This window comes from Bradyrhizobium guangxiense (assembly GCF_004114915.1).
Lineage (GTDB): Bacteria > Pseudomonadota > Alphaproteobacteria > Rhizobiales > Xanthobacteraceae > Bradyrhizobium > Bradyrhizobium guangxiense.
In genome coordinates, this window is sequence record NZ_CP022219.1 from 4,700,293 (window position 1) to 4,723,353 (window position 23,061).

General features: G+C 63.0%; 24 protein-coding genes. 13 read left to right on the forward strand and 11 right to left on the reverse strand.

The genetic code is table 11. From position 1 onward, the window contains the following. Positions 1-14: 14 nt before the first annotated feature. Together X268_RS22520 and X268_RS22525 are read right to left on the reverse strand one after the other, a co-directional pair. Positions 15-2,756 carry an EAL domain-containing protein gene (locus tag X268_RS22520; protein WP_164937867.1) on the reverse strand — a complete coding sequence of 914 codons (2,742 nt, stop codon included), beginning with the start codon at positions 2,754-2,756 and terminating at the stop codon, positions 15-17. Positions 2,757-2,813: 57 nt separating this feature from the next. Further along, entirely contained in the window at positions 2,814-4,034 is a 1,221-nt protein-coding gene (locus X268_RS22525; protein ID WP_128926954.1) for a FecR domain-containing protein, read from the reverse strand. Positions 4,035-4,164: 130 nt separating this feature from the next. On the opposite strand from X268_RS22525, the gene X268_RS22530 reads away from it, so the two are divergent. The 4 genes from X268_RS22530 (at position 4,165) to X268_RS22545 (ending at position 7,584) form a co-directional block, all read left to right on the forward strand. After that, the gene (locus X268_RS22530; RefSeq protein ID WP_128926955.1) at positions 4,165-5,961 is read left to right on the forward strand and encodes a ShlB/FhaC/HecB family hemolysin secretion/activation protein; all 1,797 of its coding nucleotides are present in this window, start codon (positions 4,165-4,167) and stop codon (positions 5,959-5,961) included. Between the two features lie 155 nt (positions 5,962-6,116). Further along, the gene (locus tag X268_RS22535; RefSeq protein WP_128926956.1) at positions 6,117-6,947 is read left to right on the forward strand and encodes an alpha/beta fold hydrolase; all 831 of its coding nucleotides are present in this window, start codon (positions 6,117-6,119) and stop codon (positions 6,945-6,947) included. A gap of 75 nt (positions 6,948-7,022) precedes the next feature. Continuing rightward, positions 7,023-7,229, forward strand: a complete 207-nt coding sequence (locus tag X268_RS22540) for a hypothetical protein (RefSeq protein WP_128926957.1) — start codon at positions 7,023-7,025, stop codon at positions 7,227-7,229. A gap of 37 nt (positions 7,230-7,266) precedes the next feature. Next, the gene (locus X268_RS22545) at positions 7,267-7,584 is read left to right on the forward strand and encodes a c-type cytochrome (RefSeq protein ID WP_128926958.1); all 318 of its coding nucleotides are present in this window, start codon (positions 7,267-7,269) and stop codon (positions 7,582-7,584) included. Between the two features lie 291 nt (positions 7,585-7,875). On the opposite strand, the gene X268_RS22550 is transcribed toward X268_RS22545, so the two are convergent. Then, a complete protein-coding gene (locus X268_RS22550) occupies positions 7,876-8,217 on the reverse strand; it encodes a phasin (protein ID WP_128926959.1) in 342 nt (113 codons plus the stop codon). Between the two features lie 140 nt (positions 8,218-8,357). After that, entirely contained in the window at positions 8,358-8,543 is a 186-nt protein-coding gene (locus X268_RS39600) for a hypothetical protein (RefSeq protein WP_007601490.1), read from the reverse strand. A 648-nt stretch (positions 8,544-9,191) separates the two neighbouring features. Here X268_RS39600 and X268_RS22560 point away from each other — a divergent pair. After that, entirely contained in the window at positions 9,192-9,548 is a 357-nt protein-coding gene (locus X268_RS22560; protein ID WP_128926961.1) for a hypothetical protein, read from the forward strand. 46 nt (positions 9,549-9,594) lie between these two features. Here the strand turns inward: X268_RS22560 and X268_RS22565 are convergent, their stop codons facing one another. Then, entirely contained in the window at positions 9,595-10,170 is a 576-nt protein-coding gene (locus X268_RS22565; protein ID WP_128926962.1) for a hypothetical protein, read from the reverse strand. Positions 10,171-10,212: 42 nt separating this feature from the next. Next, on the reverse strand, positions 10,213-10,743 hold the full coding sequence (locus X268_RS22570; protein WP_128926963.1) for a GcrA family cell cycle regulator: 531 nt from the start codon (positions 10,741-10,743) through the stop codon (positions 10,213-10,215). Between the two features lie 164 nt (positions 10,744-10,907). Here X268_RS22570 and X268_RS22575 point away from each other — a divergent pair, with 164 nt between their 5' ends. Together X268_RS22575 and X268_RS22580 are read left to right on the forward strand one after the other, a co-directional pair. Next, on the forward strand, positions 10,908-11,516 hold the full coding sequence (locus X268_RS22575) for a S24 family peptidase (RefSeq protein WP_035705094.1): 609 nt from the start codon (positions 10,908-10,910) through the stop codon (positions 11,514-11,516). A gap of 98 nt (positions 11,517-11,614) precedes the next feature. After that, positions 11,615-11,890, forward strand: a complete 276-nt coding sequence (locus X268_RS22580; RefSeq protein ID WP_128926964.1) for a hypothetical protein — start codon at positions 11,615-11,617, stop codon at positions 11,888-11,890. Positions 11,891-11,927: 37 nt separating this feature from the next. Here X268_RS22580 and X268_RS22585 read toward each other — a convergent pair whose 3' ends face one another. After that, positions 11,928-12,902, reverse strand: coding sequence for a quinone oxidoreductase family protein (locus X268_RS22585; protein ID WP_128926965.1), 975 nt, complete (start codon positions 12,900-12,902; stop codon positions 11,928-11,930). Between the two features lie 225 nt (positions 12,903-13,127). Here X268_RS22585 and X268_RS22590 point away from each other — a divergent pair, with 225 nt between their 5' ends. The 3 genes from X268_RS22590 to X268_RS22600 all read left to right on the forward strand — a co-directional run bounded on the left by X268_RS22590 (position 13,128) and on the right by X268_RS22600 (position 15,809). Next, on the forward strand, positions 13,128-13,328 hold the full coding sequence (locus X268_RS22590; protein ID WP_128926966.1) for a hypothetical protein: 201 nt from the start codon (positions 13,128-13,130) through the stop codon (positions 13,326-13,328). A 148-nt stretch (positions 13,329-13,476) separates the two neighbouring features. Beyond that, complete coding sequence (locus X268_RS22595; protein WP_164937868.1) at positions 13,477-14,424, forward strand: AAA family ATPase; 948 nt, start codon at positions 13,477-13,479, stop codon at positions 14,422-14,424. A 5-nt stretch (positions 14,425-14,429) separates the two neighbouring features. Next, complete coding sequence (locus X268_RS22600) at positions 14,430-15,809, forward strand: vWA domain-containing protein (RefSeq protein WP_128926968.1); 1,380 nt, start codon at positions 14,430-14,432, stop codon at positions 15,807-15,809. Positions 15,810-15,828: 19 nt separating this feature from the next. On the opposite strand, the gene X268_RS22605 is transcribed toward X268_RS22600, so the two are convergent. Further along, complete coding sequence (locus tag X268_RS22605) at positions 15,829-16,011, reverse strand: hypothetical protein (RefSeq protein ID WP_128926969.1); 183 nt, start codon at positions 16,009-16,011, stop codon at positions 15,829-15,831. 349 nt (positions 16,012-16,360) lie between these two features. On the opposite strand from X268_RS22605, the gene X268_RS22610 reads away from it, so the two are divergent. Both X268_RS22610 and X268_RS22615 read left to right on the forward strand, forming a co-directional pair. Then, a complete protein-coding gene (locus X268_RS22610) occupies positions 16,361-16,582 on the forward strand; it encodes a hypothetical protein (protein WP_128926970.1) in 222 nt (73 codons plus the stop codon). A 212-nt stretch (positions 16,583-16,794) separates the two neighbouring features. Further along, positions 16,795-18,114, forward strand: a complete 1,320-nt coding sequence (locus X268_RS22615; RefSeq protein WP_128926971.1) for a dicarboxylate/amino acid:cation symporter — start codon at positions 16,795-16,797, stop codon at positions 18,112-18,114. 10 nt (positions 18,115-18,124) lie between these two features. Here X268_RS22615 and X268_RS22620 read toward each other — a convergent pair whose 3' ends face one another. Together X268_RS22620 and X268_RS22625 are read right to left on the reverse strand one after the other, a co-directional pair. Beyond that, complete coding sequence (locus X268_RS22620; protein WP_128926972.1) at positions 18,125-19,498, reverse strand: hypothetical protein; 1,374 nt, start codon at positions 19,496-19,498, stop codon at positions 18,125-18,127. 93 nt (positions 19,499-19,591) lie between these two features. Further along, positions 19,592-20,866, reverse strand: coding sequence for an allantoate amidohydrolase (locus tag X268_RS22625; protein WP_128926973.1), 1,275 nt, complete (start codon positions 20,864-20,866; stop codon positions 19,592-19,594). A 290-nt stretch (positions 20,867-21,156) separates the two neighbouring features. On the opposite strand from X268_RS22625, the gene X268_RS22630 reads away from it, so the two are divergent. Then, complete coding sequence (locus tag X268_RS22630) at positions 21,157-21,642, forward strand: nucleoside deaminase (protein WP_128926974.1); 486 nt, start codon at positions 21,157-21,159, stop codon at positions 21,640-21,642. Between the two features lie 193 nt (positions 21,643-21,835). Here the strand turns inward: X268_RS22630 and X268_RS22635 are convergent, their stop codons facing one another. Beyond that, positions 21,836-22,939, reverse strand: a complete 1,104-nt coding sequence (locus X268_RS22635; RefSeq protein ID WP_128926975.1) for a hypothetical protein — start codon at positions 22,937-22,939, stop codon at positions 21,836-21,838. Positions 22,940-23,061: the final 122 nt, after the last annotated feature.

Sequence of the window (23,061 nt, forward strand, 5' to 3'; positions counted from 1 at the left end):
CCCGGCCCGCTTGCTCAGGCTGCGCTGACCGCGTCGAGCTCACTTGCCAGGAATTGCTTTTCAAAGGCCTCGGCGGGCATCGGACGGCCGAAGAAATATCCCTGCCCTTCCTCGCATCCCATGCTGACCAGGAAGTCGGCAGTGGCTTTGTTCTCAATGCCTTCCGCTACGACCGTGAGACCGAGCTGCTTGCTGAGGCCGATCGTCGAGCTGACGATGGCAGCGTCTTCGGAATTGGCCAGTAGACCAAACACGAACGAGCGGTCGATCTTGAGCCCGTCGAGTGGAAACTTCTTGAGATAGCTCAGGCTCGCGTAACCAGTACCAAAATCGTCAAACAGGACGCGGACGCCGAGCTCCTGAATCCGCTTGAAGATGGCGAGCACGCGACGTTCGTCCTGCAGCAGGATATCTTCCGTGACTTCGATCTCGAGAAGCGATGCTGTGAGCCCGGACGTTTCGAGCAGCGCGGCAACCGAATCCGCGAGATCGCCGGATTGAAGCTGCGAAGGTGAGAGGTTGATCGCGACCCGCACGTTGCGGCCGGAGAGCTCCCAGGCACGGGCCTGACGGCAGGCCGTCTCCATCACCCAATTTGCGATCCGCTCGGACAGGGCAGAGGTGTTGACGACCGGCATGAACTCTCCCGGCGAGACGTAGCCGCGCACGGGATGCCGCCAACGGATGAGCGCTTCGGCCCCGACCAGGCTGCCGTCGATCAGGCGAACCTGGGGCTGGTAGAACAGTTCGAACTCGCCGCGATCCGCGGCAAGCGCCAACTCGCTCTCCAACGTCAGCCGGTTCTCCAGCTCCTGCCTGATCGCAGCCTCGAAGATCAGATGGCTGCCACGCCGCGTCATCTTCGCCCTGCTGAGCGCCAGGTGACCATTGCTGAGAAGATCGTCGGCGCCCTGCCCGCCTTCGGGATAGACCGCGACGCCGATGCTGATCCTGACGCGGTGCCGACGCGTGCCCGTCGTGAGCGGTGTCTCGAAAGCCCCCGCGATCCGTTCGGCGAACGCCACGACCGGCTCACCGCCATCCGCGCCCTCGCGCGCAATGGCGAATTCATCTCCGCTGAGACGGGCGACGATCGCTCCTTCTCCGGCGTGATCGCGCGGGCGAGCCGCGACCGCCTGCAGCACCAGATCTCCTGCCGAATGTCCCCACATGTCGTTGATGCGCTGGAAGCCGTCAAGCCCGATCACGAGCAACGCGACCTCGCGAGGCCGTCGTTCAGCGTCCGCAATCATCCCGACCAGGCGCGCATGCAGCGTGTTGCGATTGGCAAGACCGGTCAGTGCGTCGTATTCGGCGAGATATTTGACGCGTTCGGCCTCGCGCTTGCGGACCGAGATGTCGCGCAGGATCGCACCGTATTGAAAGCCGTCCGTTCCCTGCCAGCCAGAGAAGCTCGCCTCGACGGAGAAGGTCTCACCATTCTTGCGCCGGCCCTCGAACTCGACAACGACCGCTCCGCCGGGAACCAGGAGTGCCTGGCGCGCGGCGTCGTGCATGGACGGTCGTGCATGGCCATCCGCCGGCACAGCGCACAGCGTTTCGAACGGGCGGCCGATCATCTCGGCCGGCGTGTAGCCGAAGATCGCGCTCGCGCCGGGATTCCAAACCGTGATCTTGTGATCCTCGTCGGTGCAGACGAGACCGTCGCCAAGCGACATCGCGATGCGATGAAAGCGGCTCTCGGCGATGCGCCCGAGTAGGCTGCGGAAATCGATTTCGTCCAGCGCAATCGCTGTCAGATAGGCGATGATCGCGATGTGGAGGAGCGATGTGTCGATGACGAGGGACAATCTTGCCTGGACGAAGATTGCCGCCAATTCGACGGCTGCTCCGGCGGCAATGAGCGCTACAACGCGTATTCCCGGCGCGAAGCGGCGCCACGAATACATCATGAGCAGGCAGATCACACCGAGGCCCAGGATCATGCCGATATCGGACGTCCAGCGCAGCATCCGGCCCTGGAGAATCGATTCCGTAGCCAGCGCCTGAAGGACCGGCCCCGAGACGATCTTGCCGTTAGGAATGCTGAACCGATCACCGAGCTCGAGCGCCGTGGCGCCGATAATGACCTTCTTGTCTCTCAGCTTGTCGAGAGCAGCAGGATCGCCGCGGAGCACGTCGACATAGGAGACGCTCGGAATCGAGGCCGCACGAATGCTGAAATCGATCAGGAAGGGCGACCGCCGGTTGGCGTCCTGTCCGGCCAGTACGACGGCCATCGAGGGCATCAAGGCATCGCCGAGCTTCTCGCCGACGGGATAGCGGCGAACCAGCCCGTCGGATTCGACTGCGACGTTCACGACGGCCGGCCACGACTGGTTGCTGAACGGCTTCAAGGGGCGATTGACGTGCGGCCCCCCGCCGTTCGGTGTCGGCTGCTTGAAGGACGACAGGATCGTCGAGCCGCCGGCATCGCGGAGGGCCTTGACGAAGGCCTCGTCGGAACCCGGATCTGAGGGCGTGCTGAAATCGACGTCGAATGCGATGTCCCCCGCTCCCGCCGCCTCAAGCCTGCGCAGCAGTTCCGCATGGAGCGTACGCGGCCACGGCCACACTCCGATCTGATCGATGGATAGTGCGTCGATGGCCACCACGACGACCTTGCCGCTGGCGTCACGCGATTGCCAGGCGAACCGCAGATCGGTGAGCGCGTTGCGAAGCGCACCATGCCATCCCGTGGACAGCACGATCGCAAGCGCGATCACGACAAGAATATGCGGCCGATAACGTCTCACCCGATCCTCCCACGCCCCCGCGTCAACGGGTGCGTCCCTCATCCCCTGGGAATTGCCTCAGTGCCTGTTGTGGCCACGGCCATCGCCGCCATGGCCGCCGCCATTGCCATTGCCGTTTCCGTTGTTGGCCCAGCCATTGCCAGTGGCGCCGTTATTGCCATTGCCGTTGCCGCCGCCATTGCCGTTGCCATTGTTGGCATTGCCGGAGTTTCCGTTGCCGCCGGCGTTTCCGTTGTTGGCTACCGCTGCCGCTATTGCGGCGCCTGGGTTCGACGAGCCGTTGCTGCCTGCCGCGACGACACCGCTTGTCGTCACCGCAGTCTGGACGGTGCTGTTCGACGCCGGCGTGCTGGTCTTGCTGTCGCTCCAGACTGTCTCGACAGTTGCGTTGGCGTTCGCGTTGCGGACCTGGCCGGGAACAACGGCGCCGTGGGCGAGTCCGCGCGTGACCTTGTGGACGTTCAGCTTGACCTCGCCCAGCGAGCTCGAAATGCGCACGACGCCGGCCTTGGAAACATGACCTCCTGCCGCCTGATGCGATTGCTTCGGCGCGCCGGCTACCTTAGTCCCCTTGTCGATTGGACCGAGCGCGTGAATGGCATGGCCGTTCGCCGCATTGCGCGGCGCGGACAGGCCTGATCTCGGCACCGGCACACGGTCGATTGTCGGCGCGCGCGGCTTTCCGTGCTCGATCGGACTGAACGTCCCTGCACCGCTTAGGCTGAGACCGGGCTTGCCGTGCTCAAAGACGGTGGCCGCTTGCCCCGGCATGACCTGGGCAATCTGTCCCGTCCTGAAATCGGAGACTTCGACCTGGCCGCGGAGCACGCCGACCTTGGTGCTGCGCGCACCCACCGTGACGCTGAACTGCGTCCCCTTGACCACGGCGGCGAGATAAGGCGTCTCGACCTCGAAATGCTTGACGTTGCGCTTCTCGACTTCGAGCAGAATCGAACCCGCCTGCTGGATGATGGTGGTCGAGAGCCCCTCCTTCTGCTCGGCCGGCAAGCCGACCACGGAGTTGGGAGAGATCAGGATCGTTTCCTCGCCACGGACGAGCAGCACCCGACCATTACGGCCGGTGCGGATGGTATTGCCAGGCTTGAGCGTCTCTTCCTGGTTCAGCGAGACCTGTTGTGCGCCGTCGGTCGCCACCCACGCCTCACCGGTCACCTTGCTGATCGACCAGACGCCATCCTCCTGGGCGAATGCACCGGAAGCCATTCCAAGGGTCAGCGCCGCCACGAAGGCGCGCCGCATTCCGATTCTGCCGAGCATGACGATCCTCAGTCCCCGTTACCGCCGGATCTGAGGGGTATCCGATATCACTCAAGAGAGGATTAGCAGGAAGCGGCCAGCGGAGGAGCGGCATTAACCAATCATTGACCATAAAAAACTAAGAAAAATCATGCAGCTAACGAACTCTTACCGCCCCGTGGCAACATCTCCGTCGGACTACGGGGAACGTTTCGCCGCGCGCGTGGCGATGTGGCATTTCGTTACCGCGTCAGTGCTGCTGGTATCGATTTTTGCGGGAATCCCCCAGGCACTCGCTCAGCAGGCGAACCAGCCGGGTTTCGATCCGCGCCAGCCCGAGAAATACTTTGAAAACCAAACCGAACGGGAAACGCTGAACCGTCCGCCGGTCCGGTTGCCGACGGTTAGCCAGCCCAACACGGGCGGCGATACCAAGCCGCAATTCGTCCTGCGCGGCGTTGACGTCCGGGGTGCCGACGCCGTCTCGCGCGATCGCGTTGCCGCGGTCTACCAGCCCTATCTTGGCAAGAAAGTCTCGAAGGCAGATCTCGCCGCGATCGCCGGTGCGATCAGCGATCTCTACCGCGCCGACGGCTTCCATCTGAGCCGGGCGATCGTGCCGCCGCAGGACATTGCCGACGGCCGGATCCGGATCCAGGTGATCGAAGGCGCCATCGTGGAGGCCGAGCTGAAAGGCGACGGCGCCGAGCAGTTTGGCGTCAGGCCGATGCTCGGGCCGGTTCTGGCCGAGCAGCCGTCGCGCCTTGCAACGCTCGAACGCCAGCTCTTCCTGATCAACGGCAGACCGGGGGTCCGGATCTCGGACACCGCGCTGGAGGAGATCGGTGGTGCCACCGGCCGCTTCCGCCTCATCGTCTATTTGAAGACCTGGCACGTCTTTTCGTCGTTCGGTCTGGACAATCTCGGGTCATCCTCGGTCGGCCCGTGGCAGACCTATGCCACCGGCGCGTTCAATTCGTACCTCACGCCCGGAGACACGCTGGCCGTCAATCTGTCGAGCATTGCCAACGATCCTCGCGAGCTCGGCTTTGCGCGGCTATCATATGACGCGCCCGTTGGCGTCGACGGCGTACGCCTCGGCGCTTCCATCCTGTACAGCGCGGTCCGACCGGGCGATGCCCGCCGCCTCGACAGCGACATCACGACGACCGAGGCCTTCGAGCTGCGGGCCGGCATCGTTCCGTTGCAATCACAATCCTCCACCCTCACACTGACCGCGGCAGCGACCTTCAGCAATGTGTCCGAGCACGACCTTTACGGCCCCTGGTACAACGACCACATCAGGACTGCGGGCCTGACCGCCGACTACAGGCTGCAGGATCACTTCGGCGGCACCAATTTCGCGACTCTGACCTACCGCCAGGGCCTCGACGTCTTTGGCGCCTCGCATTTCGGCGACGATCTGTTGTCGCGCGAGGGCGCCTCCTCGAACTTCTCGGTGCTGAACCTCTGGTTCACGCGCTACCAGACGCTCAATGACGCCTGGTCGGTCAAGCTCGTCGCGGCAAGCCAGACAGCGTCGCGGCCGCTGTTCACCTCGCAGCAATTCTATCTCGGCGGCGCGGCCTTCGGGCGGGGCTATGGCGCGGCCGAAATCAGTGGTGACAATGGCCTTGCCGGCTCGCTCGAACTGCGCTTCGACCAGAAGCTCAATTTCCGCTACTGGACCGGTTATCAGCTCTACGCTTTTGGCGACGCCGGCGTCGTCTGGAACGACGGCTACCGTTTGAGCGACGGCCTCTCGCTGACGTCGGCTGGAGCCGGTGTACGCTTCTTCCTGCCCCACGATCTTCAGGCCGATCTCGGCGTGGCCGTGCCTTTGAGCTACCGGGCGTTGGACAATGAGCGCCGCAGCCCCCGCTTCCTGTTCACGCTGTCGAGCGCATTCCGGCTCTGCCCCGAGCGCGGCGGGTCGGGCTGCCTCTAGCCGCCCGGTCGTTTGCGCAAGTCGCTCCGGCATGCGGCCCTTTTGCGGCCTTGCTCACAGAGTTGCCTAAATTTAATCCCGTAACCTGCTCACGATCGCTCGATCCGGGAGTCCCCAATATCCATGTTCAGCCAAACGTGATTTGAGACCAAGCCATGAAGAGGGTGTTTGCAATCCTGGCGTTTCTGTGCGTCCTCGGCGCCGGGGAATATCTTGTCGTTAGTCGGTTCGCGATCCGCCATGAGACTTTGGCGCTGTTCGACGCCTCGCGGCAACGGCCGATCTCGGTCGAGCTGGCGGTACGGCGCGATTACGAGACCAAGGCCAATCTCGGTCTCTGGAAGCTCCCGCTCGCCGTCATCAGCAACGGCAACACAGTCAAGGCGACCGAGTATTCCTTCCTTGCCAATTTGCTCGCCGCGCGCGGTTACCTGGTTGCGAGCATCCAGCAGGACCTGCCGAGCGCCCCGCCGCTGATGACCCATGTCGGTCAGAAATATGTCGGTCGGCGCGAGGTCTATATCCGCTGCGAGGCCAATATTCTCTTCGTGCTGGACACATTGAAGCGGCAGCAGGAGAACGTCGATTACGACCACATCACCCTCGTCGGCCACTCCAACGGCGGCGATGTCTCCATGTATGTCGCCCATCAGCATCCGGAACTGGTGTCGAAGGTGATCACGCTCGACAATCTGAGGGTGCCTTTCGTGCTCAACGACGGCATGAAGATCTTGTCGTTCCGGTCGAAGGACCCACATTTCGTGACCGATCCCGGCGTGCTGCCGACGCCGGAAGAAGCCAAGGCGCGCGGTATCGTCATCGTCCACACCGGCGCGCAACACACGGAAATGAGCGATCGCGGCCCCAACGTGGTCAAGGAGAAGATCCAGGAAACGCTCGACCGCTTTTTGGGTGACAGCGCCAGCAGCGCGCTCGCGCCGGCCGATACGAAGAGCCCGATGATCATGAACCCGGGCGATTATTAGCCGGGAACGCCTTGCGGCAGATCAAGGCGGCTCCGAAGCAGCAGGGTAGAAGACCCTATGGCCTGGGAGAAACACGTGTCGCATTATATCGAACGTCTTGATACCAAAGGTCTCGATACGAGAAGTCTCGATGCAAGCAGTCTTGGCGCAGGAAGCCTTGATCTTCCCGCGGCGAGAATGCCGGCACTCGTACGGCGCCTCTATCGTTCGGCCCGCAAGCTGCTGCGGTCGATCATCGCCCGCATTGATCTCTCACAATTTCCGGGATCGTGCTGCGGATAGGCATGGCAGCCGCCAAAGAACGCATGAAGGTTACGCGATGTACGCGCATTTGAGACGAATCTGCCTGCTGCTTGCCGTAACATCGAGCGTAGGCGCGCCCTCTGCGTTCGCAGCCGATGCGGATCACGGGGCCGACCTCGCCAAGCGTTGGTGCGCAAGCTGCCATATCGTCGCGAACGGCCAGACCCAGGCGAGCGCCGACGTCCCCTCCTTTGCCTCCGTCGCGCGCAGGCCAGACTTCAGTGCGGAGAGGCTCGCCTTCTTCCTGCTCGATCCACACCCGAAGATGCCGAACTTCCCCTTGAGCCGGACCGAAGCCGGCGACATCGCGGCCTACATCGCATCGCTGCGCTAAAGCATGATCCGGCAAAGTGCGAAGCGGTTTTCCGGAAAGATCATACGCAAACAACGACCTAAAGCGCGATGACGATTCATCTGGATCCCATCGCGCTTTGGTCGCGCGCCGAGCGCGACACCTGCCCCAAATAAAGATCCCTGCCGGAGGACCGACAGGGATCAGCAGAAGGGATGCCGGACGGCGAATGTGGTCACTCGGTGGCCCGTCATGGATCTGCACCAACATCGAAGTGCGGATCGCCGCGCCACGCAAGATCAATTTGTGGGCACGCTGTGTACAAGCCGAGAATCAGGATTTGCCCTTGCCCGGTTGCATGAGACTGCCGGTCATCTGGCGCATGTGATCTCCGGCGCTGGTGAACTGGCTGCGCAGGAAATCGGACTGGATCCGCATCGCTTCCTGAAGGTCGGTGGCATGAACCAGCTTGCGCGCATGCTCGAAGGCCGACTTCATGTTCTGCTCGGTGAAAGCCAGCGCCTGTTTTGAGACCTCCGTCCCCGCACCCGGAACGGACGACATCGATTTGGTGGCGGCTTCGAAGAACATCCCGAATGCTTTTTCCGCCTGGTCAATCGTCTTCTCGGCCAAGTCCCGCAGTTCGGCCGGAACTTCGAGCTTCGGTTCGATCATGGTCGCACTCCTCCCGTTTCCCAACTGAATACCACATTTGCCGGATCGCCTTCCAGCGGCCAGCCCTTGGGAAACCTCGCCGGAGGCCGGCTCCGGGCAGGATGAGAAAGCGACGGTAAAAGGCCGGCGAGCGGCCGGGCTCAGGACAAAGGGTGCTCGGGAAGCGCTTCTTCGGTGGCGAGGTCTTCGACCAGCTTGATGACCTCGAAACGCTGTCGCGGCGCGAGCTTCAGGAACGCGCGGAGCAGGCGAAGACTTTCGACCGTGCCGCTTGCCGGCGCGCCGAGCTTGAGATGCAGTTCAGCCGCGAAATTGAGGTTCTTCATCTCGCACCTATGACAAGCATCGGCCTTCGTGATCCAGTCAAGAACCGAACGCCGTAACAAGACGCCACAACAGGACCCTATGGCGACGAATTCTCGGCCGGGTGGCCCCGACCGGCTGGCACGCTGAACGACATGTCCACACGACGGGCTCAACCAGATGGTTGCAATTATGCCAAGGAACAACCCATCCGGCAAGTCCAACGGTGGATCGTGCGATGCTTGGTCTGCATCGCACCACGGCGATTCCGGATAACAGGAATATCGACGGCCGTCACCCACCTGCGTCAAGAAGCGGCATCAATCACGCACACAGCCCCGATCGCTGTCAATTGGCACAACGTTTCGGCTTGTTTCCGACATGAACGGACACCGGCCGCGCATTAGCACCCTCCGGTGCATACACGTAATTGTTGAGTCCGATCCCGGCGGTTGTATCAGCGATGGAACGACGATCAATCCCGCAAGCCGATCACCAGCGTCCTGATCTCGGGCTGTCGCCTCGGATTCGTCGGTCCGGATACGTTTGCGCCCATGAACCGTTATCCATGAGCGAACGACCAAGCCGTTGCGACACAGTCACGCAGACAACGGGCGCCATGGCTGAAGACTTCTCGATTCGGGCGCGTATCAGCACCAGAGGACGACGGAATGATTTCTCGCTGCGATCTCATCAAGGGCGCCGCGTTCACGCTCTTCACCCTCTCGATACAAGGCGCATGGGCGCAGGAGACCAGAATGAACCTGTTCAAGATCATCACCATCAAGGACGAAATCGTGGTGGGATTGTCGGCTGATGAGCTTCAGGCGCTCGGCGGTAATGATGCGAGCGCCGTTGCGCACGCGCTGGCGCAGAAGGGCGACCTCACGGTCTGGCAATACAACGTGCATCGCAGCCCGAACGGCGAATTGCAGCAGGCGCCGACCGCCAAGATCGGGCTTCTGGCCAACGCCTCGCTCCGCGTCGAGCCCTATACGACGACCTACCAGATCGTACCGCATCCATGATGGGCTGACTGGCAGGCCGGCGGTCGAGGCCGCCGGCCTGCCGCCGTCAACTGCGCCGTCCTGCCCGCTGGCCCCCCGTTTCCGTCGCAAAACCGTAGACCAGCGCAAGCCGGTCCAGACATTCGCGAAAACGCCGCGCAAAGTAATCGTTCCAGCGTTGCGTCCGGACGGTCCGACGCTCTGCGATCTGGTCCATGGTCAGGCCCAGTACCAGCACGTCGTGCACCAACGCGGCACCGTCGGTGCCAAGTTCGCGCTCGACCCGGTTCAACCGTAACACGGCCTGGCGCTGGCTCTCGGTGACCGGCTCGCGCGTACGCGCACCATCGACATATTCCCGGGTCGGGTCCATCGCCTGAGGCCCCCGCTCCGCCCGCTCCCAATCGTTCTGAAAGGCACGACCGCCGCGATATTGCGCCTCGTCGATCTGATGGTGTGAGTGCAGCCGTCCCAGCGGATCGCCACGGATCGACCGGACGACCAGGATCTTCTCGCCGGAATCGAGCGCCAGCGGATTGTCGACCTCGGCCTCCGCCACTTCGGCATTGAACGGCACCTCGCGGGACCGCCGGTCGTAGATCTGTGCCAATTTGTAGGACTTGCTGCGTCGGACACGAGCCACTCGGATACTCCTTGCGAAATTGAGAATGGAACGGGTGGGAGCTCAGGCGACGGAAACCAGCCTCAGCACCACGGGACCGGAAGCACGGGCGGACGCTGCACCGGAGCGGCGCGTCAGGCGCACATGCGGCGCGCAATAGCTGAAGCCCGGCTGACACGGATGGCCGCAGAAGGCGATCTCTTCCCCGTCCTTGTCGCCGCCGTAGGGATAGCGGCAGTCGGCCGGCTCGAGTTCGACCAGTTCGATCAGGCGCGGCCGGACGCCGACGCAGCGCAACTTCAGAGGCGCCGCCGGCTTCATCGCTGACTTCGGCGGGACGTTCAGGTTCGGTAACACCGCGCGGCGTGGCGAGACTGGAGCCTCTCCCGGCAAGTATGGCGCGAGCGACGGGCTCGTGATCCATTCCGATATGACAAGCCCGAGCCGCTTGGCGCGGCCGATCACCGCATTGCGCGTGTAAGCCGTTCCAAACCTTGCGTTAATCTGCCTTCCGATTTCCGCATAAGACATGCCTTTGCGAAAATAGTCGCGAAGCGCGTCGGAGTGCTCCGACGGCCAATGGCCCGGTTCCATGTTGTTGTCCTGTGATACGCCCTCCCATCGAGCGATCGGAGGCAGAACGCCACATTCCGTTATTCCGAAGACAGAGTCAAGTATGATTTCTGATATTCATAATTGCATCAATTCCGAATTTCGGATTACAAGAGGCAGGACGGTGCGCAATCGAGGGAATCACCATGTTGGACGTTGCAATGATCGAGCGGGGCCTGGAGAAGACGGGCAAGAGCAAGGGCGGCCTTGCGGCGGCCATGGGCGTGCGGCCCGGCGCGGTCTCGGAAATCCTCGGCGGCGAGCGCTTGGTGAAGGCTTCGGAGATCATTCCGATCATGGAATATCTCGAGCTCAATCTCGCGCCGATCATGGGCCGCGTCGGCGCCGGTGCCGTGATCGAGCCGGACTACGAGCAGGTTCCGCCGGAGGGGCTCGGTGACATCACGCTGCCCTTCCCGATCATGGAGGAAACCGTCGCATTCGAGATCGTGGGCGATTCGATGCTGCCCAAATACGAGAGCGGCGACGTGATCGTGGTCTACAAGGACCAGCGCCATCCGCTTTCGAGCTTCTACGGCGAGGAGGCCGTGGTCCGGCTCAAGACCGGCGAGCGCTATTTGAAGACCATCGAACGCGGGAAGAGCCCGTCGGTCGTCAACCTCACCAGCTTCAATGCCAAGCCGATCGTCGGCGTCAAGCTGGACTGGGTCGGGGAGATCTGCCTGTCGATGCCCAAGGGGCAGCTCGAGCGGCTGCGCGCCAAGTCGGCGCGTCCCCGCAAGAAGGGCAAGTGACGGAAATTTCCGTTTTTCGGAAATATCCCTTGACTTGATTTCGATTTTCGGAAATACTCTGCCGCGTTCCCGGTGACGGGGCGCGGCAGGGTCGTTTGATGCAGTATTTCGTCGTGATGATCGACTATGGACGGCGCGGCCGCGAAGCGGTCGTCGACCCCGAAATCACGCGGCGCGAGGTCATCTCGCGGATCGCCTCGGGCGAATACCAGAATGTCTCGTTCATCCACGAGATCGCGGAAAATGTGGTCGAAGACGTCACCGAGGCGATCCTGAGCGAGGCCGCCCTGCCCAAGATCCCGCCCGAAGATGTCGACCTCCAGGCAACCCGCCTCGACCACATCCGCGATCTACGCAAGCACGAACGGGCGTGACGCGGGCCGGGTCGCCCGCGCCCCGTCCGGCCGGATGTTACACCAGGAGCACGGTCGATCCCGTGGTCTTGCGCGCGGCAAGATCGGCATGCGCCTTAGCGGCGTCCTTCAGCGAGTAGGTCTGGTGCACTTCGATCTTGACCGCGCCGGACTTGACCACGTCGAATAGCTCGTTCGCCATCGCCACCAGATTTTCGCGCTTGGCGGCGTAGGTGAACAGCGTCGGGCGGGTGACGTAGAGCGAGCCCTTCTGGGCCAGCAGGCCGAGATTGAGCGGCTCGACCGCGCCGGACGATTGACCGAACAGTGCGGCGACGCCGAGCGGGGCGAGGCAATCCAGCGATTTCAGGAACGTGTCCTTGCCGACGGAATCGTAGACCACGGGGACCTTCTTGCCGCCCGTGATCTCGTCGACCCGCTTCACGAAATCTTCGCGGGTGTAGATGATGACGTGATCGCAGCCATGCGCCTTGGCGAGCTTGGCCTTCTCGTCGTTGCTTACGGTGCCGATCACAGTCGCGCCGAGATGCTTGGCCCATTGGCCCAGGATCAGACCGACGCCGCCGGCCGCAGCATGCAGCAGAATGGTATCGCCGGCCTTCACCCGATAAGTCTGCCGGATCAGATATTGTGTGGTGAGCCCTTTGAGCATCATCGCCGCTGCGGTCTTGTCATCGACACCGTCAGGCAGCTTCAGCAAACGGTCCGCAGGGATCAGCCGCGCCTCGGAATAGGCCCCGAGCGGCGAGGCGCCATAAGCGACGCGATCGCCCGGCTTCAGATCGGTGACACCGGCCCCGACTTCCTCGACGACGCCGGCCGCCTCGCTGCCGAGGCCGCTCGGCAGTTGCGCCGGGTATAGCCCCGAACGGTTGTAGATGTCGACGAAGTTGAGGCCGACGGCGGTATGCCGGATGCGCGCCTCGCCCGGCCCGGGCTTGCCGACGCTGACCTCCTCCCAGACCAGGACTTCCGGACCGCCGGTCTTGTGAAAACGAATGGCATGCGTCATGGGCGTTGCTCCCTTATCGTTGGGTGAGGATCCTAAACAGCTGGATTGGCCGCAAAAATAGGCATTCAATCCGCCCGTTACAGTACAGACACGTAACAAGAATGTCACAGCGAGCGACAAACGTCCGCCGTTCCGTCTCCGTTCGAAAGAGTTGATGACGCGCCCGGAGCGCGCGGCAGTAGCTTCTGCGCGGGGTTTGGTGGTCGCCTGCGAAGGAGAGCCGAGATGCCAGCTTATGTACAGCATCATCAGGATATCGAGATCGCGCCTGTGAATTGCCCCACCTGCATGGGGTTCCTGCCGATGTATGTGCGCGAGGTCGAGCCGCATTGGAGCCTTGCCAAGATCGACTTTGTCTACGAATGCGCCGATTGCGGCGCCGAGCTCAGACAGACCATCAGCAAGCCGGAAGTTCTGCGGCACTGACCCAAGCGAGCGGTGATCCGCTCAAGTATTTGCGTTCAGCGGAAAAAACTTCGGCCACGCGGGTCTGATGCCTCCCAAACGAGGCTTGTTCTTTGCCGGGAACGCAGGCAGAACAAGCCCCAAGCAAGACCTTTGGGAGCGCCCTTTCGTGGCTGATCAGAAGGCCTCGACCTCGATCGAGGCAGTGGAGAGCGGCCTCGCCGCACAGGGCTATATCGCGAGCCGACAGATCGCGACCGCAGTTTATTTGTCGCAGCAGATCGAGAAGCCGATCCTGGTCGAGGGTCCTGCGGGCGTCGGCAAGACCGAGCTCGCCAAGGCGATCGCGGCCTGGCGCGGCATGAAGATGATCCGCCTGCAATGCTACGAAGGCCTCGACGAGGCCAAGGCGCTCTACGAGTGGAAATACGCCAAGCAGCTTCTCTACACGCAGATCCTCAAGGACAAGCTCGGCGAAGTCTTGGGCGGTGCGCAGACGCTGCATGCCGCGCTCGACCAGTTGCACGATTTCGGCGACGTGTTCTTCTCCAAGGAGTTCGTCGAACCGCGCCCGCTGCTCCAGGCGCTGGAGCAGCCGGGCGGCTGCGTGCTGCTGATCGACGAGATCGACAAGTCGGACGCCGAGTTCGAGTCGCTGCTGCTGGAGATCCTGTCCGACTTCCAGGTCACGATCCCCGAGCTCGGCACCGTCTCGGCGATCACGCCGCCGACGGTGATCCTCACCTCCAACAGCGAACGCGACCTCGGCGACGCCCTGAAACGCCGCTGCTTGCATCTGCATATCGGCTTCCCCGAGCAGCGGCTCGAGGAGCGCATCGTCGAAAGCCGCGTGCCCGGCATCTCGCAGACGCTGCGCCGGCAGATGGTCGGCTTCATCCACGAGATCCGCTCGCTGGACCTGAAGAAGCTGCCCTCGGTCAGTGAGAGCATCGACTGGGCACGCGTCCTGGTGCTGCTTCAGGCCACGGAGCTCGATACCGAGATCGTCAAGGACACACTCAACGTCCTGCTGAAATACGAGGCCGATATCGAGGCGGCAGCGCCGCAGGTGACGACCTTCATTGCCAAGGCGGCGCGATCAAACGTCTTCGGTTGACGCCGATGCGCGAGAACCTCCATCGCTTCTTTCGGGCGGCACGGGGCGTCGGCGTTCACGTTTCGCCCGCCGAAAGCATCGATGCAATGCGCGCGGTCGCGAAAGTCGGCATCTCCGACCGCGCCGTGCTGCGCGACGCGCTGCTGCTGACGTTGGCCAAGTCGCAGGACGAGAAGCTCGCGCTCGGCGACTGCTTCGATCTGTTCTTCAGCCAGCCGGAGCCGCGGCAGGATCAGCCTGAAGCTGCCAGCGACGGCGATGCTGGAAAGGGCGAAGATCAGCCGCCCTCCTCCGGCTCGGCGAGCGAGGCGGGGGAAGGGCAGCCTGCCGAAGGCCTGGGTCCGCTGGCGCAGATGCTATTGTCACAAGATCGCAACGCGGTCGCAGCCGCGATTGCCAGCGCCTCCGGCGCGGCCTCCCTGTCCGACATTCGCTACTCCACCCAGCGCGGCATTTTTTCCAGCCGTATCCTCGATGCCATGGGCCTCCAGCGGCTGCGAGACGATCTCGACCAGCTCACCGCGGCCAATCCCGCGCTGGCCGAGCGCCTGCGCGCTGCGCTCGACGCCTTGCGCGAAGCCGTGCGCGAGACGGTCTCGCAGGGGCTTGCCCTCTACGCCCGCGAGGAGGCCGAAAATCTCCGCAACGAGATCTTGCGCAACGCGCCGCTTGCCCGCATCGAGCGGCGCCAGGTCGCCGAGATGCGCGCGCTCATCCGCCAGATCGCGCGCCGCCTGCGCGAGCGCTATTCCAAGCCGCGCAAGCGCCAGCGCCGTGGCCATCTCGACGTCCGCCGCACGCTGCGCCGCAATGCGGCCTGGGGCGGCGTGCCTTTCCTCACGGCATGGAAGCGCAAGCATCGCGACCGGCCGAAAATCGTGGCGCTATGCGACGTCTCCGGGTCGGTCGCCCAAGTCTCCGATTTCTTCCTACTCCTGATCCATTCGTTGCACGAAGTGGTCGATGGCGTCCGCTCCTTTGCCTTCTCCTCGCACCTGATCGAGGTCAGCGACATCCTGGAGGCTAAATCGCCGGAAGAGGCAATGGCCGAGATCATGTCCAAGGTCGGCTTCGGTTCGTCCGACTACGGCTCGTCGCTGGGCGATTTCGAGAAGGACTTCATGGGCGCGCTGACGCCGCAGACCACGGTGATCGTGCTCGGCGATGCCCGCAGCAACAATCTCGACCCGCGCGCGGACATCTTGCGCCGCATCTCGGAACGCTCGAAGCGGCTGGTCTGGCTCAATCCCGAAGGACGGCTGGCCTGGGGCTTTGGCGATTCCGAGATGCCGCGTTACGGCACCTTCTGCACCGTCGTGCGCCAATGCGCCACCGCACAACAGCTCGAGCGCGCCGTGTCGGATATCGTGGCGACCTACCAGTAGGTCTCACTCACCGCCAACGTCAGTTTCGCGCACGCTCCGCTTCGCCGAGGTTACACTCCCGGAAGTGATAGGCAATTTCGTCGAGCGCCCGCTGCTCCCATTCCTCGGCTTGCGCGAGCCAGAAACCCCGGCGCTCGGAATCGAACGCCGCACGCTCCCGACACAGGGATTCCTGACTGCGAATTTCAACCAGCCTGTTCATGCACTCCACTCCTGCCGCGTGAAGTCTTCCCCGGAAACCAACGTAACAGACTCCCGGATTGCTCGCCTCATGATTTCTGTGCATATCGCGACGCATTATGGGACAGCGATGCTTCCCGTGCACTGCGGTAACTCGCAGCGCAACATCAATGGCAGATCATCAATTGTTGATCGGGGCGCTGGTCGATATTCGTGATGAAACGACCGACTTCCTGTCTCGAAATGAAGTGCGGCAATTTGTGAAGAGACGTTCTAAGCAGCTCACCGGATTCCCGACTCATTGTCGTCGCATGGTCTTCATGCAGCGTCGCTAACAGAGGCGCGGGAATGGAACTATCGCTTGAGGCACTATGAGCAGCGACGTCGACTTCGATCTTTCGCCAGACCAATGGGAAGCCTTGCGCACCCTTCGTAAACCGACATCGAACGGTCGCCTCTCGAAGGCCTATCTGATTGACAGCCTCGTCAAGCTCGACCTCGTTGTGATCAATGACGGCGTGCCAGCGATGACGCCGACAGGGCGCAGAGTTCTCGTGCGCGGCTCATGCCGGTTGCTCGACCTTGTGGCATGATAAGCAGACATGACGACGAACGGCGGTCGATACACCGTGGGGCGCTGAATCGAGGATCAGCCTTCGGGCCCGGATGAGAGCGACGTCCAGGGCATCCCCGAACACCGCGTCCGGTCCCCAGCACGTTCGGCGCCTTGGGGATTGCCGCGACATTCTGGCACAGTAGTTGCTCCTCCTATGGCGTCCAAGACGCGTCAAACGGGGAGCCCGTCATGTCCACCATCACCGCAGCACCCGCGGCCGAGCCAAAGCCGCTCTACACCTCGCTGTTCGTCCAGGTTCTTGCCGCACTGGTGCTTGGCGTCATCTTGGGAATGGCGGTCCCGGACTTCGCCATCGGGCTCAAGATCCTGAGCGACGCCTTCCTCAAGCTGATCTCCATGATCGTGGCACCGATCGTGTTCTGCGTCGTCGTGCACGGCATCGCCGGTGCCGGCGACCTCAAGAAGGTCGGCCGGGTCGGCGTCAAGGCGCTGGTCTATTTCGAGGTCATGACGACGGTCGCCCTCGTGGTCGGCCTGCTGCTCGCCTATCTCTTCGGCCCCGGCCACGGCATGAACATCGATCCCTCGACGCTCGATGCCAAGGCGCTCAACACCTATGCCGATAATGCCCACAAACTGTCCGGTGGCGGGATCGGCGCCTTTCTGATGAACGTGATCCCGACCACCTCGTTCGATGCACTGTCGCGCAACGACGTGCTCCAGGTGCTGTTCTTCGCCGTGCTGTTCGGCGTCGGCCTTGCGCTCGTCGGCGGTGAGAAGGGGGCACTCGTCACCTCCATCATCGATGCGGCCTCCACCGTACTGTTCCGCGTGATGGGCCTGATTGTCCGCGTCGCCCCGCTCGGCGTGCTCGGCGCGGTTGCCTACACCGTCGGCAAATATGGTGTCGGCTCGCTGAAGCAGCTCGTCTCGCTGGTGATGCTGTTCTACGTGTCGGTGGGCATTTTCGTGCTCGGCGTGCTCGGCGGCGTGATGTCGCTTGCCGGAATCAACATCCTCAAGTTTCTCGCCTACCTCCGCGAGGAGCTGACCATCGTGCTCGCAACCGCATCGTCCGACGCCGTGCTGCCCCAGATCATGAAGAAGCTGGAGCGCATGGGCGTGAAGGATTCGGTCGTCGGCCTCGTGATCCCGACCGGCTATTCCTTCAACCTCGACGCCTTCTCGATCTATTTGACGCTTGCCCTCGTGTTCATCGCGCAGGCAACCAACACGCCGCTCTCGTTTGGCGATCTTCTGCTGGTGCTCGGCGTCTCCCTGATCACGTCAAAGGGCGCGCATGGCGTGCCCGGGTCGGCCATCGTGATCCTGGCAGCGACGCTCAATGCAGTACCGAGCATTCCCGCGATCGGCCTCGTACTGGTGCTGTCGGTCGACTGGTTCATCGGCATGGCCCGCGCGCTCGGCAATCTCGTTGGAAACTGCGTCGCAACGGTCGTGGTGGCGGCCTGGGAAGGCGACCTCGACCGCACCAAGGCGGCCAGGGCGCTCGAAGGCGGTGAACTGGTGGACGTGACCGCCGGATAGCGTGCGCGGGTCAGTCACTCCACTGCAGGAGTGGCGTTCCATACGCCCTGCTCCAGACCGACAGGAAGCGCGGAAACCAGGAGTGGGCCACCGCGCCCTTATAAGCCCAGGTGCGGTATTTAAGGCCCTGCTCCGAGATCAACTCCTGATATCCGCCGTGGAGCTCGGTCGCGGTCCGAATGTCCTTCAATATTCCCTGGGCGCAGGAACGGTAGGTATCGCTCCCCGAGAATTCGTCATAATCCAGCATGCGATCCGCAAATTCGACGTTGAACGTCGGCCAGGAGGAACGTCCCTGGTAGGCCGGCGCCGCGATCTTGTGGATCATCTTGTTTTGCGGATTATCCGCGGACACCAGGAAGTGAAACGTAGAGGGGATGCGAAAGCGCGGCTCCGCGATGATCAGATCCGCCGTGGCGGCGAACAACGCCCGCTCGTTCGCATCGCTCAGGTCCCAGAAGCCGCGATGCACGCTGACGAAATCGAGCGCGACCGAGGAGGCCGGCGGGCCCTCCGGACCATCCAGGGAATGCCTGATGTACCCGTGCCTGCCGAACAGATGGAGCAGATCCTTCTTGTATTGTGCAAGGTCGCGCCCGAGCAGCCGCTTCAGCTGGTTCTCTTCGACGATTCCAAGCTGCACGCTCCAGGCGAAGGTCGTATGGACGCAGGCATTGGTCACGAAACGCCGGCGCTCGGCGCGGGTATCCGTTGCAGCGGAACGAGGGCGACGGGCATCACAGAGCAAATAGGAGGCGCCGTCGTGGTCGAACGGCTCGAGCTCGCTTGCGAGCCGCAGGATCGCACGCTTCAGGTCTCCGCCGTATTCGCTCAGCAGCAGGCGGCCGGCATGCGCGCATTGTGACATCGCCAGATAGGACGGCGCCTTCTGTTCGGCGAGGATCATCTGCTGCAGGCCGGCCAGAATGCCGAGCAGTGTATCCGACGGGCGCGAGAAGTAATTCACGCCGAGATATCGACCGCGCCCTGCCGGGACGATGGTCGTCGTGACGACGTCGGCGCGAACCGCCTCCAGCAACAAACGGATGCTCCTGTCGAGCAGCCGCGCCCGCCGCACCGCATCCTGCGCATCCATGATGGTTTCGGGGTCGAGAACATCAGGGTAGAACCAGGCGAAATCGCGCGGGTAATAGGCGGACGCGTGCGGCGCGCCCGTGACGAGGAAGGCCTCGGTCAGCGAAAAGGCGCTGTCCATCGAATGCCGGTAAAGGTCCGCGATGGTCGACAACGAATGATGCGATCTTCGCAGGAAACGATCCCCGAGAAAATTGACCGCCTGGAGGGCGTTGGCGAAGAACGTCGCAGCCACGCCTTGGTAGAATCGGTTGCCGCGATCTGAGGACAACGGGATATCGCTATTCATATGCGGGCTAGAATCACTCCGATGGTACGGCCACCATCCGAACCTTGCCTGATTCGTATTTCTTCCAGATGACTTGCCGGCCTCCGGCGGGCATCAACCTGCCCCGGCCGATCCTTCCCGCGGCCTGAAATTCTCGATCACCCGCAGCAGCACCCGCGCGCCGGCGTCGACATCGGCCGGCTCCACATGCTCGTCCGGGTGATGGCTGATGCCGCCGCGGCAGCGGACGAAGATCATGCCGATATCGGCGATGTCGACCATCGCCATGCCGTCGTGCCCTGCCCCGCTCGGCAGCTTGAACACAGAAAAGCCCTCCGCAGCGATCGCCTCGCCGACCTGGTCCTTGAGCCATTGCGCGCAAGGTACGGTACGGTTCTCGTGGGTCACGTCAAGCTGAAGGGCAAGCTGCCGGCGCTTGGCGATCGCCTCGATCTGGCGGACGACATCGGCCACCGCCCGCTTGCGGTGCAGGTCGGTCGGCGCGCGAATGTCGATGGTGAACGACACCTCCCCCGGAATGACGTTGGTCGCGCCGGGCCGCGCCTCGATGTAGCCGACGGTGCCGACCAGGCCGGCCACGTCGGTGCGGCAGAACTGCTCGATCGCCCCGATGCATTCGGCAGCGCCGGCGAGCGCGTCACGGCGCAGCGCCATGGGTACGGTGCCGGCATGTCCCGCCATGCCGGTCAGCCGCGCGGCGAGCCGCGTAGCGCCGGCGATCGCGGTGACGACCCCCACGGGCAGATCCTGCGCTTCCAGCACCGGCCCCTGCTCGATATGCAATTCGAGATAGGCAAGCAGCTCACACCGCGCCCGCGCGGCCGCGCCGATACGATCGGGGTTGAGGCCGAACTGCACGAGCGCATCGCGCATCGACACGCCATCGCGGTCACGCGCATTCAGGACGCTCTCGTCGAATGTACCGGCCACCGCACGGCTGCCGAGCAAGGTCGAAGCGAAACGCACCCCCTCCTCGTCGGCAAAGCCCACGACTTCGATCGCAAACGGCAGGCGCTTGCCGCGGCGATTGAGGTCGGCGATGCAAGCGATCGCCGTGATCACGCCCAGCGGTCCATCCCATTTGCCGGCATTGCGCACCGTGTCGTAGTGCGAGCCGAGCATCAGGCAGGGCGAGCCCGGCCGCTCGCCTTCGTAACGGCCGCAGACATTGCCGATCGCGTCGAGATGAGCGCTCATGCCGGCTTCGCGCATCCAGCTCAGGATGAGGTCCGCCGCCTCGCGCAACGCCTGGGTGAGATAGACGCGGGTGAGGTTGCCGCTTCCTTCCGAGATGGCAGCCAGATCGTCAATCCGGCGCACGATCTCTTCGCCGAATGAAGCATTTTGAACGGCGTTGGCGGCCGCCATCTCGATGAGCTCTCTCTTCTCTGAACCGTCTCCGGACCGCAGCAGCCGCTGTCCTCATCACGCTCGGGCACGGTCGACACGATTTTGTCCGGCATTTCTTCTTATCAGGAACGGATATGCCTCGCATATTCAATATTTCCAATCGGCGATCCGGAAAATGCGTTCGGCGAGAACTTCGGACCAGCCGGTGGTGATGCTCAAGGGCGAATTCGTGTATGAAGCATGGGCGTGCGCGCGCGACCTCGCCATGGTCGGCCGGCGCGTGGTGGAACACTGACCGTGGAGGGTTGATGACCGGCGCATCCGAACGGGACGAACACTTTCTGCGCCTGTCCTTCGGTGTCCCCCGCCGCTCCCTCACCCACGGCAATCATCCGTTCGGCTGTATCGTCGTCGATGCGGGCGGCAAGGTGCTGATCGAGGCCGAGAACGGCTACATGCCCGATCGCGACGGCACCGCACATGCCGAGCGCCTCGCGGCAACCCAGGCCTGCCGCACGCTCAGCCGCGACGTGCTGGCGACAGCCACGCTCTATTCCTCGGCTGAGCCCTGCGCGATGTGCGCTGGCGCGATCTACTGGGCCGGCATCGGCCGCGTCGTCTATGGCCTCAGCGAGCATCGCCTGCGCGGCCTCACCGGCGACCATCCGGAGAATCCCACCCTCGACCTGCCGTGCCGCGAGGTCTTTGCCAGCGGCCAGCGGCCAACCGAAATCGTTGGCCCGCTGCTCGAGGACGAAGCCGAGGCGCTACACGACGGCGTATGGACGAAGTAGACCTTGCTCCAAGCTCGAAATCGTAGGGTGAGCGAAGACGCGTTTGCGCCGCTCCCACCATCGACATGCAATGGAAGCACGAGCGCTGGGCACGCATTCGCTCAGCCCGCCCCGCGGTGCATTTTTCTGGGCGACCACGAATGGTGCCGCGCATTTCGGCACGGCACCATCCAGACATCGAGACCTTGCCCGATCAGAACTTCACGGTGATACCGGAGTAGAGCGAGGACTCGGTGCAGGACCCCGTGCTCACCGTCCGGCCGCCGAGGGCCGTGGTGCAGCCGACCGCAAGGTTGTGATCGAGACCGAACTTGTTCTGCCAGTACCGATAAGCCACCCAGACGTCCACGAAGTGCGAGTACTTGTCGCCCCAGGCGGCCTTCGAGGCATCGAAGGTCAGACGGATGGGCTCCGAGTTCAGCTCGACCGCCGTGTTGTAGACGCCGTTCGCCGGGCTGTAGGGAAGCGGCTCGGTGTCCGTGCCCTTCTTGCCGTACCAGCCGGCGCGGCCGCTGATCGAGAAATACTGCATGTTCGGCGGCAGGAAGCCGAGATCCATGTAGTAGTTGATCTCGACGGCCCAGGTCGGCTTGAACGAGGTATTGCCGTCTGCGAGGCAGGTCACGCCGGGAACGCCCGGACCGAACAATCCGCACTGGCTGAACGAGTTGTGGTTGGCGAACTCCCAGTACACCAGCGGCGCGACGTTGATGTAACCCTTGTAGGGCAGATCGAACGCAAACTGCAGACCGGCGACGACGTCGCGCTTGGCGGCACCGAAATATCTGTTCTCGGTATTGGCGTCCATGCCAACCTCGAACGAGATGTTGTGAAGCGGCCCCGCGGTGAAGGCCTTGGTGTTGAAGAGCTCATTCCAGCCGAACGTCGAGCGGAACAAGCCGTAGATCTCCGTCGCACCGGCGCACGATGCCGGCGCGCCGAAGATTGTACCCGCGTTGGTGCACGGCCCAGCCGGGTCATTGTGATCCGACTTGAACATGGAGATGGTGAAGAAGTTCGTGCCGTACGCCCAGAGATCGAAATGCGTGAACGAGTAGACCTGCTTGGTGGTCTTGCTGTCGATCGACCCGTCCGGCCGGAACGACCACGCACCGGGTTGGGAGGCGTCGAAAATGTAGGAGAAGGTGACGCGGTTATCGATCACCAGGAAGAACGGAAGGTCCTGCGCTTTCTTGGCAGCCTTGACCGGCAAGTCCGCGGCCTGAGCCAGGCCGCTGGTGGCGAGTGTAGCAACCGACAGCGCCGCAGCCGCAATTGCCCTGAAACGAAACGACATCCTGAATACCCCCAAGTTTGGACACGTCAACGAACGCCCTTGGGTGCGACACTTGCGCCGATCTCCCGGATGAAGAAGCCTCAAGTTTTTTCAAGGCCTGCCGCTTGTTTTGGCATGAAGCG

Excerpts from the sequence above, each read along its gene's own strand:
- X268_RS22525 (WP_128926954.1), bottom strand. The coding sequence starts at position 4,034 with ATGCTCGGCAGAATCGGAATGCGGCGCGCCTTCGTGGCGGCGCTGACC.
- X268_RS22530 (WP_128926955.1), top strand. The coding sequence starts at position 4,165 with ATGCAGCTAACGAACTCTTACCGCCCCGTGGCAACATCTCCGTCGGAC.
- X268_RS22535 (WP_128926956.1), top strand. The coding sequence starts at position 6,117 with ATGAAGAGGGTGTTTGCAATCCTGGCGTTTCTGTGCGTCCTCGGCGCC.
- X268_RS22545 (WP_128926958.1), top strand. The coding sequence starts at position 7,267 with ATGTACGCGCATTTGAGACGAATCTGCCTGCTGCTTGCCGTAACATCG.
- X268_RS22550 (WP_128926959.1), bottom strand. The coding sequence starts at position 8,217 with ATGATCGAACCGAAGCTCGAAGTTCCGGCCGAACTGCGGGACTTGGCC.
- X268_RS39600 (WP_007601490.1), bottom strand. The coding sequence starts at position 8,543 with ATGAAGAACCTCAATTTCGCGGCTGAACTGCATCTCAAGCTCGGCGCG.
- X268_RS22560 (WP_128926961.1), top strand. The coding sequence starts at position 9,192 with ATGATTTCTCGCTGCGATCTCATCAAGGGCGCCGCGTTCACGCTCTTC.
- X268_RS22570 (WP_128926963.1), bottom strand. The coding sequence starts at position 10,743 with ATGGAACCGGGCCATTGGCCGTCGGAGCACTCCGACGCGCTTCGCGAC.
- X268_RS22575 (WP_035705094.1), top strand. The coding sequence starts at position 10,908 with ATGTTGGACGTTGCAATGATCGAGCGGGGCCTGGAGAAGACGGGCAAG.
- X268_RS22580 (WP_128926964.1), top strand. The coding sequence starts at position 11,615 with ATGCAGTATTTCGTCGTGATGATCGACTATGGACGGCGCGGCCGCGAA.
- X268_RS22585 (WP_128926965.1), bottom strand. The coding sequence starts at position 12,902 with ATGACGCATGCCATTCGTTTTCACAAGACCGGCGGTCCGGAAGTCCTG.
- X268_RS22590 (WP_128926966.1), top strand. The coding sequence starts at position 13,128 with ATGCCAGCTTATGTACAGCATCATCAGGATATCGAGATCGCGCCTGTG.
- X268_RS22600 (WP_128926968.1), top strand. The coding sequence starts at position 14,430 with ATGCGCGAGAACCTCCATCGCTTCTTTCGGGCGGCACGGGGCGTCGGC.
- X268_RS22605 (WP_128926969.1), bottom strand. The coding sequence starts at position 16,011 with ATGAACAGGCTGGTTGAAATTCGCAGTCAGGAATCCCTGTGTCGGGAG.
- X268_RS22610 (WP_128926970.1), top strand. The coding sequence starts at position 16,361 with ATGAGCAGCGACGTCGACTTCGATCTTTCGCCAGACCAATGGGAAGCC.
- X268_RS22615 (WP_128926971.1), top strand. The coding sequence starts at position 16,795 with ATGTCCACCATCACCGCAGCACCCGCGGCCGAGCCAAAGCCGCTCTAC.
- X268_RS22620 (WP_128926972.1), bottom strand. The coding sequence starts at position 19,498 with ATGAATAGCGATATCCCGTTGTCCTCAGATCGCGGCAACCGATTCTAC.
- X268_RS22625 (WP_128926973.1), bottom strand. The coding sequence starts at position 20,866 with ATGGCGGCCGCCAACGCCGTTCAAAATGCTTCATTCGGCGAAGAGATC.
- X268_RS22630 (WP_128926974.1), top strand. The coding sequence starts at position 21,157 with ATGACCGGCGCATCCGAACGGGACGAACACTTTCTGCGCCTGTCCTTC.
- X268_RS22635 (WP_128926975.1), bottom strand. The coding sequence starts at position 22,939 with ATGTCGTTTCGTTTCAGGGCAATTGCGGCTGCGGCGCTGTCGGTTGCT.